Genomic DNA, 12,192 nt, shown 5'->3' with positions numbered 1-12,192 from the left:
ATTATGAATAAGACAATGAAACAATATAAGGGAAAAGTCTTGAAGGCTATGATGATGCTCTTAGCCGTGGGTTTCGCACTGGCTGGTACATCTACCTTGTCTTCTTGCTCTTCTGACGATGATCCATACTTCACCGTCAGCGAAGATGACGCACCACGTATCTTGAACACCGACTTGGCTGATTCCAAGATAGACCGCAAGACTAATTATAAGTTGGAAATCAAGGTGACTCCTGTTCACTACACCAATGTGACATGGTTGCTCGATGGCACTCAGATTTATGAAGGTACCACCATCGACCAAACTTTGCCTATAGGTAATCATGAACTGAAGATTGTGGCAACTACCACCAAGGGCAAGAGCACATCCCGCACCTTAAACGTTACCGTGACTCCTGCTGCCGATGATCCAGCCTTGGGTACCAATGCCGTCGAGCTTTGGGTAGCTCCGGGTGCTGAGACCACTATCCATAATTGCAAGAATCTCGGTACAGTTACTAAAGTAATGGTAGGTGGCAAGGAAGTGGCCTTCGAAATCTTGGAAGAGGGCACAGCCATGAAGCTCACCGCTCCTGCCGATTTGGAGAATGGCGACTATGATATCATGCTCGTGGATGGCGATGGAGTGGAGTTCCCTGGCGGCACCATCAAGGTAACCTCCGAGCCTAAGCCATCTATGGAGAATACCCTCTGGGAAGGTCATCACTATGTATCTTGGGACTTGGGAGATGGTGACCCTAACAAGAGCTTCAACCTCATCACCAAGGACCAGGTAGCTAAGTGGAAGGAGGGGCAGACCCTCCGAGTTTACTGCTCGATGAAGGATGACGATACTTACCATCAGATCAAGCTTGCCACCACCTGGTGGACCGACTTGACTTCTCCATACGAGTTTGGTGAGGGCAATGTCGTGAAGTTTGAGTTGACCCAGGATGCACTCGACAAGATGGCTGCCGAGGATGGGTTCATCTGTGTGGGACATGGCTATTATGTAGATAAAGTAACTATTGAATAATATATTAGAAAGATTTCCGTTTTTATCATAAAACGTCAAACCTTTACTGTTTATGAAGAAAATATTATTATCTATTTCAATGTTGGCATTGGCTTATACAGCCAGTGCCAATGTTCCGGTTATCAAGAGCGACCCTAAGATAGAGGCTCAGGTAGAACAAACCCTGAAGAAACTCACCTTGGAGGAAAAGATAGGCCAGATGATGGAATTGGTGACCGACCTCTTTGGTGCCAACGACAAGAACGGTGTGTTCTATATCGACGAGCACAAGACCGATTCTATCCTTTCCCGCTATAAGATTGGCTCTATCCTCAACGCTCCAAATACCTGCGCTCCTACAGCCAAGCAGTGGGAGAAGTATATCTCTCAGATTCAGAAGATCTCGATGAAGCGCATCGGCATCCCTTGTGTCTTCGGTCTCGACCAGAACCATGGTTCTACTTATACACAGGGCGGAACCCTCTTCCCGCAGAACATCAATGTGGCTGCCTCCTTCAATCGTGAGATTGCTCGCCGTTCGGCTGAGGCTACCGCTTATGAGACTCGTGCGGTGAGCGTGCCTTGGACTTACAGTCCTACCGTTGACCTCGGTCGTGATGCCCGTTGGCCTCGCATCTGGGAGAACTTTGGCGAGGATTGCTACCTCAGTTCAGAGATGGGCAAGGCGATGGTCTATGGTTTCCAGGGCGAGGACCCAAACAACATCGACCAGTATCACATTGCCACTTCAATGAAGCACTTCATGGGCTATGGTGTGCCTTGGACTGGTAAAGACCGTACGCCAGCCTATATCTCTCCAGCCGACTTGCGAGAGAAGCACTTCGCTCCTTTCCTGGCGGGTCTGCAGGCTGGAGCCTTAACCGTGATGGTGAATTCCGCTTCCGTCAACGGTATGCCGATGCATGCCAACAAGGACATCCTGACAGGATGGCTGAAGGAAGAGACTGGATGGGATGGTGTGCTCATCACCGACTGGGCAGATATCAACAATCTCTATACTCGTGAGATGGTGGCAAAGGACAAGAAGGATGCGCTCCGCATCGCCATCAATGCCGGTATCGACATGATTATGGAACCTTATTCTTGCGATGCTTGTGGCTATCTTATAGAATTGGTGAAGGAAGGTAAGATTCCGATGAGTCGCATCGACGATGCCTGTCGTCGTGTGCTTCGCATGAAGTACCGTCTCGACCTCTTCAAGAACCCAACCCAGAAACTGAAGAATTATCCTAAGTTTGGTGGCGAGGAGTTTGCCAAGCTCGCCTTGGAGGGAGCTACCGAGAGTATGGTGCTCCTGAAGAACGAGGGTAATATCCTCCCTTTACAGCATGGCAAGAAGATTCTCCTCACGGGTCCTAATGCCAATCAGATGCGTTGTCTGGACGGTGGATGGAGCTATACCTGGCAGGGACATCGTGCCGATGAGTTTGCCGGCAAGTACAATACCATCTATGAGGCATTCTGTAATGAGTATGGCAAGGAGAATGTCATCTTGAACCAGGGTGTTACCTATAATGAGAAGGGAAAATACTGGGAGGAGAACGAACCTCAGATTCAGGGCGCAGTTGATGCAGCAAAGAATGTTGATGTTATCGTTGCCTGCATCGGTGAGAACTCTTACACAGAGACTCCGGGCAACCTGACCGACCTTTGGCTTTCAGAGAACCAACGCAATCTCGTGAAGGAACTCGCCAAGACCGGTAAGCCTGTCGTTTTGGTATTGAATGAAGGTCGCCCTCGTCTCATCGCTGACATCGAACCATTGGCACAGGGTATCATCGACATCCTTATTCCTGGCAACATGGGCGGAGATGCCTTGGTAGGCTTGGTATCGGGCAAGTCAAACTTCAGTGGTAAGATGCCTTACACCTATCCTAAGGAAATCAATTCACTCGCCAACTATGACTTCAAGAAGAGTGAGGAGGTAGGTACGATGGAAGGTGCTTACGACTACAATGCGAAGATTACCCAGCAGTGGGGCTTCGGATATGGTTTGAGTTATACCTCTTACAAATATAGCAACCTGAAGGTTTCTCAGTCTGATTTCCGCCACGGCGACATCATCAAGGTGAGCGTGGATGTGAAGAATACGGGAAAGGTGGCAGGCAAGGAGAGTGTCCTCCTGTTCAGTAGCGATCTCATCGCTAGTATGGTGCCTGATGGCCGTCGTCTCCGTGCCTTCGACAAGGTGGAACTTCAGCCTGGTGAGACCAAGACCATGACATTTGAATTAAAGGCAGACGATTTGGCCTTCGTAGGTTGGAATGGCAAATGGAGATTGGAGGAAGGCGACTTCAAGTTGATGATTGCCGACCAGAGTGCTGATATCCATTGCACTGATACTTATCAGTGGCCTACTGCCAACCGATAATGTATATTTAAAAGATGAGTTAAAGAAAAGAGCGTGCCAATAGTGGTGCGCTCTTTTTGTTTGCATAGTTAAATGCAGAAGAGTTAAATATCTACAAGAATCCCCTATGATGTTTGGTGTTATGTCTTGAAATGATTACTTTTGCAAATCATAATTTTTGCAGATTTACAGAATCATTCAAAACAAGGATAAATGGAAATAGTAATTGGAATCATCATAGGGCTTGCCATCGGATTCTTCGTGGGGAAACTGATGGAAGCAAAAAGTGCGGGAGAGGAGAAAACCCAGCTCGTAGCGAAGGCTCAGGTGCTGGCGGCTAACATCGAACAGATAAAACTGCATCATGCTTCTGAGGTTCAATCAATGAAATCTCAAATGGAGAACGAGCGGCTGTATGCGGCGAAACTCAGGGCGGAAAGCGACCAGCAGTGGGCACAGAAACTCGAGAGCCTGAAGCAGGAAATGCAGCGAATGACGATAGAACAGCAGAAGGTGGCGGCTGAGCAGTTGGCTGCCAAGCAGTCGGCTCTGCAGGAAAACAACCGTCTGCAGATGGATGAACTCCTGAAACCTATCAAGGAACAGTTTGCTGATTTCAAGAAATCGGTAGAGGAGAGCAAGACCCAGAACGAAGTGAACAAGAAAGAACTGCAGAACACCTTCGAGGCAACGATGAAACTCTTCCAGCAGGAACAGCAGCAGGCTGTACTGAACCTGAAGGAGCAGACCGAGAAGATTGGCTCCGATGCTGCCAACCTGACCAAGGCATTGAAGGGCGACAGCAAGATGCAGGGCGACTGGGGCGAGATGGTGCTGGAAACCATCCTGGAGAACAGCGGACTTCGTAAAGATGAGGAATTCTTCATTCAGGAGAATACGAAAGATGAAGAGGGAAAGAACTACCGTCCGGATGTCATCGTCAGATTCCCGGAAGGCAGAAGTGTGGTCATCGATTCCAAGGTTTCGCTTACCGCCTATTCCGATGCTCTGGCAGCTGAAGATGAGGCTGAACAGGAACGCCTGATGAAGGCACATGCGTTGAGCGTACGAAAGCACATCGATGAACTGGCAGCCAAAGACTATTCCAAACTGGTGGATGATGCCATCGGCTTCGTACTGATGTTTATTCCTAACGAGACCAGCTATATCGCAGCCATGAAGCAGCAGCCTGATCTCAGCCGTTATGCTTATCAGAAGAAGATTATCATCATCTCACCAAGCAATCTGCTCATGGCGCTCCAGTTGGCGTATAATCTCTGGCAGTATGACCGGCAGAACAAGAATGTGGAGAAAATCGTGAAGACGGCTGCTGACCTGTATGATAAGGTGGCAGGCTTCGAAGATACTTTCCTGGGCATCGGAGATCTGATAACCCGCCTTTCGGGTACTTTTGATAAGGCTAAGAAGCAACTCTATGACGGCACCGGCAATGTGATGAGAAGGGTAGAGAGCCTGAAGGGACTTGGAGTGACACCGAAAAAGCAGATCAAGGAACTGGATAATCTGTAAAATGTATACAAATAGTCTACTACCGGTTAAAATGGAAACAGGGCGAAAAGTATTTTTTTTTGTTACCGTAACATTTCTAATTGTTCAATTTGTGTTTCTGATTGTTCAATATTTTAAAATAATCTCTAAAAAGGAGCGGTATTTCAGATTAAATTCGTAATTTTGCCCCGACTCAACAGAAGAGGAATCATTGTATTGCTTATAAAAAGGTAATAATTTACATAAAACAACATCAATAATTATTAATTATGAAACTGAATGACATTCTTTCTAACAACTTTCAAGCTGCAGAATGGGAAGCCAAAGGTTATGAGCTCCCTAAGTATGATATTGCTGCTGTAGCTAAGAAGACACATGATGAACCTACTTGGGTTCACTTTGGTGCAGGTAACATCTTCCGTGCGTTCCCTGCTGCTATTCTTAACGATGCACTTAACACCGGCAAGTACGATCGTGGTGTTATTGTTGCTGAAAGCTTCGACTACGAAATTATCGATAAGGTTTATCGTCCTTACAATAATCTTTCTCTTCTCGTAAGCCTCCAGTCTAATGGTACTATCGAAAAGAAGGTTATCGCATCTATTACCGAAAGTATCAAGGCTGACAAGCAGTTTGCTGACGACTGGGCGCGTCTGGTTCAGATTTTCCAGGCTCCAACTTTGCAGATGGTTACTTTCACCATCACCGAGAAGGGATATTCTTATAATGATGCTGATCTGGCACGTGGTCTTGATGCAGTATTTGCTATGGGTAAGCTTACCGCTCTTCTCTATGAGCGTTATAAGGCAGGCAAGTTGCCACTTACTCTTCAGTCTACCGACAACTGTTCTCACAACGGCGACCATGTGAAGGCTGGCGTAAAGGCTTATGCTGAGCGCTGGGCACAGGATGGTATCGTAGAGGCTGGTTTCGTAGATTATATCAATGACAGCAGCAAGATTACCTATCCTTGGTCTATGATTGATAAGATTACTCCTCGTCCACACGAGAAGGTACAGGCGATGCTCGCTGAGGATGGTTTCGAGGATAACAATACGATTATCACCGAGAAGCATACTTTCACCGCTCCTTTCGTAAATGCCGAGGAAGTGCAGTATCTCGTTTGCGAGGATACTTATACCAACGGTCGTCCGCCATTGGAGTTAGGCGGTGCGCTCTATACATCCCGCAAGACTGTAGATGAGGTTGAGACCATGAAGGTAACCACCTGTCTGAACCCTCTCCATACAGCGATGTCAATCTATGGTTGCATGCTCGACTATACCTTGATTTCTGCCGAGATGGCTGATGAGGATTTGCGTTCATTCATCCAGAAGATCGGTTATATCGAGGCAATGCCAGTAGTGACAGATCCAGGTGTATTGAACCCATACGAGTTTATCGGCACCGTTATCAACAAGCGTCTGCCTAACCCATTCATGCCAGATGCTCCTCAGCGTATCGCTACCGATACCAGCCAGAAACTCTCTATCCGTTTCGGTGAGACTATCAAGAAGTATATCGATCGCGGTCTCGACAAGAGCAACCTTGTGTTGATTCCTCTGGTATTGGCAGGTTATGCCCGTTATCTCAAGGCATTGGATGATAACCTGAAGCCATTTGAGCCATCTTCTGACCCATTGTTGGCAGAGCTCCAGGCTATCGTAGCTCCTCTTGAGGTAGGCAAGGCTGATCAGGACTACTCTTGCCTCAAGAACCTCTATTCCCGCAAGGATGTGTTCGGTCTCGATCTCTATGAGGCTGGCTTCGGCGAGCAGATTGAGGGCATGGTGAAGGAACTCTTTGCCGGTAAGGGTGCAGTAAGAGCGACATTGCATAAGTATGTTGCTGCAAGATAATTCATTTTTAAACTTATACATTATATAATATATATGGAAAGAACATGGCGCTGGTTTGGCAAGAAAGATAAGATCACTCTTGCACAGTTGAAACAGATAGGTGTTGAGGGTATCGTAACAGCATTGCACGATGTTCCTCTGGGTGAGGTTTGGACACGCGAGAAAATTCATGAACTCAAGGAGTACATCGAGTCTTATGGTATGAAATGGAGCGTGGTAGAGTCTTTGCCTGTTGTTGAAACCCTGAAATATGGTGGTCCTGACCGTGATCATCAGATTGAGGTTTACAAGGAGAGCCTCCGCAACCTGGGCGAAGAAGGCATCAAGTGCATCTGCTACAACTTCATGCCTGTATTAGACTGGGCTCGTACCGATTTGGCACATGAGAATCCTAACGGAGCCAACAACCTCTATATGAACTGGGGCGAATTTGCCTACTTTGATATCTATATCCTGCAGCGTGAAGGCGCTCGTGAGGATTGGGCTGAGTTCTCTAAGGAGCACAAGTGGGGCAGAGACCTCGTGGCTGAGGCTGATGAAATCAAGAAGACTTCTACACCAGAGCAGGATCATGCCCTGGTAGAGAATATCATCATCAAGACCCAGGGCTTCGTATCGGGTAACTTCAGCGAGGGCGATTCGGCTCCTGTCCAGAAGTTCCGCGACCTGTTGAAGCTTTATGATGGCATCGACAAGAAGAAGTTGCAGGAGAACATGAAGTACTGGCTGGAGGCTATCATGCCTATCTGCGATGAGTACGACATCAACATGTGTGTTCACCCAGACGATCCTCCTTATCCTGTATTCGGCTTGCCAAGAATCATCGGTCGTGCCGAGGATATCCAGTGGATGCTCGATGCTGTGCCAAACAAGCACAATGGTCTGACTTTCTGTGCAGGTTCATTCTCTGCCGGCGAGCACAACGACTGTGTGGCAATGGCTAAGCAGTTTGCTGACCGCACTCATTTTGTTCATCTGCGCTCTTGCTACATCTTCCCTAACGGCAACTTTACAGAGGCTTCTCACTTGGGTGGTCGCGGCCATCTCATTGAACTTTGCCGCATCTTCGAGAAGGCTGAGCAGGAAGGCAAGTGCAATTCCGGCCGTCGTCTGCCAATGCGAGTAGACCATGGTATGACCTTCACTGATGAGCCAGGTGGCGTATTCGATGAGAGCAATCATGGTCACAATGCCGGTTACACTCTCCTCGGCCGTATGTTTGCCATGGGTCAGATTCAGGGTGTCATCGCAACAGTAGATGATGAACTGGGCATTGAGTATAAGCAGCCGGGATTCTATGATTAGTGATTAGTTATTAGTGATTTGAAATTCAGGTTAGATATTTTTAAATAGGCTAGTATGCATTTCGTGCATGCTAGCTTTTTTTGCTTGTTTTATTTGAATTCCCAGTAGCCTACCCATGTACGGCGTTTTGCCGTACATGGGTAGGCTACTTGTTTGTTATAAGGGCTTTATAGGGCGTTTGAGGTTAATTCTTTGCCTTAACCTCCTCCACATACTTCACTAATGAATCCTTGCCGTTATGCAGATAGAAGTCTACACGAACCACGTGGTTGATGTCGGCATTGCCTTTCACCTTGATGTGTCGGGTCTTGCTGTACATCATCGTGTCGCGGCGTGAAGGATAGGATACGAGCTCGATGAGGTCTTTGGTAGAATTGCTGCCCACATAATAGATGCCTACACTGTCTTTTCCGTTCTTGATGGCAGCAATCTTCGCCATCTTCTTGGCATGAGCCGCAGAGGTATCTATCGGGTAAAACTCGCTGGCAGCTACCGTGTCGCCGTCATGCTGATCGGGTGCAAACTTGCAGCTGGTACCCATCGTAGTGATAAAGGATGCAGCAGCCAGGACTGCCACAAAGTATAATATTTTCTTCATTGTTATTTCCTTTCTTTTCTTTAAAGAATCCTGTTTTGTTCGCAAAATGCGTTATCGGCTGCAAAAGTACAAAAAATAACTCGAAAAGCCATACCTTTTTTATCTTTTTCCTTTTAATACTTCGGATGGAGAGACGCGTGCTGAAGCTGGGCGGAAGGAGTTGTGGGGATAGCATGGAAGGAGCGGTATGGAAGGAACGGTATGGAAGGAGTTGGAAGGTATGGTAGATATGGATGGAATGGAAGGAATGGATGGAATTCCGTGCAAAGATACAACTTTTCTCTGATACTGCCAAATTTGGGGGTGTGATAAGAAAATGTTTGAAATGTGCTTTCAGATTGAAAGTCGTTAAACTTCCTTACTCATAGTTTTCGGGGTGACAACTCATAGTTTTACGGGTAGCAACTCATAGCTTTGCTCTCTTAAAGTATAGAGTTAAGCAGTAAATCAGGTGTTTACGAGGATTATGATGTTTTTACTGCAATGACTCAGTTCCTCAGTTACTCAGTTCCTCAGTTTTTCTCTGACCCTTCACTTTTTCCTTTATTTAGAAGTTTATTATATATATATAAATATATATATAATAATATATAATATATAACAATTTAAAACAATTTTGAACTATAAGGGCTATATACCCCCTAGAAAAAAACTGAGGAACTGAGTAACTGAGGAACTGAGTCAATGATAGGGACTTTGAATCTTTCTCTTAATAGTGTTGGATATGTGCTTATGTTAAAAGTTAAGTATCAGATTATCAGATAAATAAAACACTTGACGCCCTGTTTTAGGGCGTCAAGTGTTTATTGTGATACCCATGCCCCCTAAAACAGGGGGCATGGGTGTGAAAAGGAGTTTCGTTACATTGAACTTTCAAATCGTAACTTGATGAAATTTGGCTGATTTTACATCTCAACCACTACTTCATGCTTGCCTTCAGAGCAAGGAATGATGGTGCCTGAGATAGGAGTGCCATCCACTGTAATCTGCTTCACACCCTTCTGGTTTCCGCTAGGATTCTTTACTGTGATATGGTATTCGCCACCACGGAACTTGCGGGTTACCTCATACTCCTTAGCGGTGCTTGGGAGACAAGGGTCGATGAGCAAACCTTCATAATCTGGCTTGATGCCGAGGATGAATTCTGATACTGTATACCACATCCATGCCGCTGTACCGGTGAGCCAGGAGTTCTTTCCTTCGCCCGGTTTGGCTGCATCCTTACCGGCTACCATCTGGCAGTTTACGTAAGGTTCTACCTTGTGAAGTGTCTGATATTTTTCCTCTACATAGCTAGGCAGAATCTTGGTATAATGGCTCCAGGCATCGTTGCCTCGACCGGCTACAGTCTCTCCGATGATGACCCAAGGATTGTTGTGGCAGAAGATACCGGCGTTCTCCTTGTAGCCTTCAGGATAAGAAGAAATCTCACCCATTTCTACATGATAGGTGGTGTAGGCTGGGTTGTTCAGCACCATTCCGTGCTCGCATTCCAGTCGTTTCTTGCTGCTATCCAGTGCTTTATCGCAGAGTCCTTCTTCCAGACCGATACCAGCCATCGTACACCAGCCCTGGCTCTCGATGAAGATTTTGCCTTCCTCGTTCTCATCACTACCAATCTTGTTGCCGAAGAAATCGTAAGCGCGGAGGAACCATTCACCGTCCCATCCATGCTGCTTCACAGCCTCGTTCATCTCATCTACAGCCTGCTGCATGCGCTCGGCTTCTGTCAAATAATCTTCCTCTGCAAGACCGGCTATTTCGCCCTCCTTGCTTTCCATAGCTTCCTTGGCAAGCTGCTTGCACAGAGCCACATAATCCTTGCCGGTAACCACGAACAGACCGGCTATCATCAGACTCTCTGCCTTGCTTCCTTCGCCCTTGTTTTCGGTGGTCTGGAAACTCTCGTTAGGGTCCCAGGAGAAGCAGTTCAGGTTCAGACAGTCGTTCCAGTCGGCTCTTCCGATGAGTGGCAACTTGTGTGGACCCAGGTTGTTGATAACATGGTTCATCGAAATCTTGAGGTGCTCGAAGAGGCTTACTTCTGTGCCTGGCTGGTTGTCGAAAGGCACTTGCTCAGCGAGGATAGAGAAGTCGCCCGTCTCCTTGATATAGGCTACGGTACCGAAGATGAGCCAGCATGGGTCGTCGTTGAAACCGCCACCGATATCGTTGTTGCCGCGTTTGGTGAGCGGCTGATACTGGTGGTAGCAGCCACCGTCAGGGAACTGGGTGCTGGCGATATCGATGATGCGCTGACGGGCACGGGTAGGTATCTGATGAACGAAACCTACGAGGTCCTGGTTGGAATCGCGGAAGCCCATGCCTCGACCGATGCCGCTCTCGAAGAAACTTGCCGAGCGCGACATACAGAAGGTGATCATGCACTGATACTGGTTCCAGATGTTCACCATGCGGTCTAACTTGTCGTTGCCGCTCTTCACGGTGAAGATGTTCAGCAGGTTATCCCAGTACTGGTTGAGTTCTGCAAAGGCAGCATCCACCTTTTCGGTGGTATCAAACTGGGCGATAAGCTGATGAGCCTTCTCTTTGTTGATTACCTTCTTGGCGCTGAACTTCTTGTCCTGCTCGTTCTCCACATAGCCCAGCAGGAAGATGAGGTCGCGGCTCTCGCCTGGCTGCAGGGTAACCTCGATATAATGAGATGCGATAGGGCTCCAGCCGTGGGCAAAGCTGTTGCGTGGCTTGCCTTCCATCACGGCTTCCGGCTCGGCAAACTCGTTGTAGAGTCCGATGAAGCTCTCGCGGTCGGTATCGTAGCCCTGAATCTCGGTATTCACTGTATAGAAAGCATAGTGGTTGCGGCGCTCACGATATTCGGTCTTGTGATAGATGGTAGAGCCTTCTACCTCTACTTCGCCCGTAGAGAAGTTGCGCTGGAAGTTCTCCATGTCGGTAGCAGCATTCCAGAGGCACCACTCTGCAAAGGAGAACACCTTGAGAGTCTTCACCTCCTGTGACTGGTTCTTCAGCGTCATCTTCTGCACCTCAGCCCATGTATGGAGCGGAACGAAGAAGAGCACACTTGCCTCTACGCCGTTCTTGCTGCCCGTGATGCGGGTATAGTTCATGCCGTGGCGGCACTCGTAGCTGTCGAGCGGTGTCTTGCAAGGTTTCCACCCTGGGTTCCATACGGTATCACCATCCTTGATATAGAAATAGCGACCGCCGTTATCCATCGGCACACCGTTGTAGCGGTAACGTGTGATGCGACGGAACTTGGCATCCTTGTAGAAGGAATAACCACCTGCTGTGTTGGATATGAGCGAGAAGAAATCCTCGTTACCCAAATAATTGATCCAAGGCCATGGGGTCTTTGGGTCAGTAATCACGTACTCGCGATTGGCGTCATCAAAATGACCGTACTTTTTCTCTGCCATTGTTTTTTTAATGTTTATTTCTAAGTAAAATATAATAATTTGGTGCAAAGATAGTAAAAAGTTTCAGTTTCGAGGTTAGAAAACAGTTTTTTTTTGTATTTTTGCAATGAAAAGTTTGATGATTATCATCATTCTATAAACATTTTATACAGTTGG

The 12,192-nt window shown here is 47.2% G+C and carries 7 protein-coding genes; 5 read left to right on the top strand and 2 right to left on the bottom strand.

The genetic code is table 11. The annotated features are described in order from the left end of the window. Positions 1 to 15 precede the first annotated feature (15 nt). The 5 genes from KSW37_RS05080 to uxuA all read left to right on the top strand — a co-directional run bounded on the left by KSW37_RS05080 (position 16) and on the right by uxuA (position 8,037). Positions 16 to 1,014 carry a hypothetical protein gene (locus KSW37_RS05080; protein ID WP_254368555.1) on the top strand — a complete coding sequence of 333 codons (999 nt, stop codon included), beginning with the start codon at positions 16 to 18 and terminating at the stop codon, positions 1,012 to 1,014. A 52-nt stretch (positions 1,015 to 1,066) separates the two neighbouring features. Beyond that, complete coding sequence (locus KSW37_RS05075; RefSeq protein WP_217313518.1) at positions 1,067 to 3,385, top strand: glycoside hydrolase family 3 N-terminal domain-containing protein; 2,319 nt, start codon at positions 1,067 to 1,069, stop codon at positions 3,383 to 3,385. A 192-nt stretch (positions 3,386 to 3,577) separates the two neighbouring features. Next, complete coding sequence (locus KSW37_RS05070) at positions 3,578 to 4,894, top strand: DNA recombination protein RmuC (protein WP_217313519.1); 1,317 nt, start codon at positions 3,578 to 3,580, stop codon at positions 4,892 to 4,894. Positions 4,895 to 5,142: 248 nt separating this feature from the next. Further along, on the top strand, positions 5,143 to 6,732 hold the full coding sequence (locus tag KSW37_RS05065; RefSeq protein WP_217313520.1) for a mannitol dehydrogenase family protein: 1,590 nt from the start codon (positions 5,143 to 5,145) through the stop codon (positions 6,730 to 6,732). 33 nt (positions 6,733 to 6,765) lie between these two features. Further along, complete coding sequence (uxuA, locus tag KSW37_RS05060) at positions 6,766 to 8,037, top strand: mannonate dehydratase (protein ID WP_022121373.1); 1,272 nt, start codon at positions 6,766 to 6,768, stop codon at positions 8,035 to 8,037. A 184-nt stretch (positions 8,038 to 8,221) separates the two neighbouring features. On the opposite strand, the gene KSW37_RS05055 is transcribed toward uxuA, so the two are convergent. Then, positions 8,222 to 8,635 carry a hypothetical protein gene (locus KSW37_RS05055; protein ID WP_217313521.1) on the bottom strand — a complete coding sequence of 138 codons (414 nt, stop codon included), beginning with the start codon at positions 8,633 to 8,635 and terminating at the stop codon, positions 8,222 to 8,224. Between the two features lie 905 nt (positions 8,636 to 9,540). After that, positions 9,541 to 12,036 (bottom strand): GH36-type glycosyl hydrolase domain-containing protein, encoded by a 2,496-nt coding sequence (locus tag KSW37_RS05050; RefSeq protein ID WP_217313522.1) that lies wholly within the window; start codon positions 12,034 to 12,036, stop codon positions 9,541 to 9,543. Between the last annotated feature and the right edge of the window lie 156 nt (positions 12,037 to 12,192).

Origin of the sequence: Segatella copri, from assembly GCF_019127135.1 — a bacterium.
Classification (GTDB): Bacteria; Bacteroidota; Bacteroidia; order Bacteroidales; family Bacteroidaceae; genus Prevotella.
This window is presented reverse-complemented; position numbering and strand designations above follow the sequence as displayed.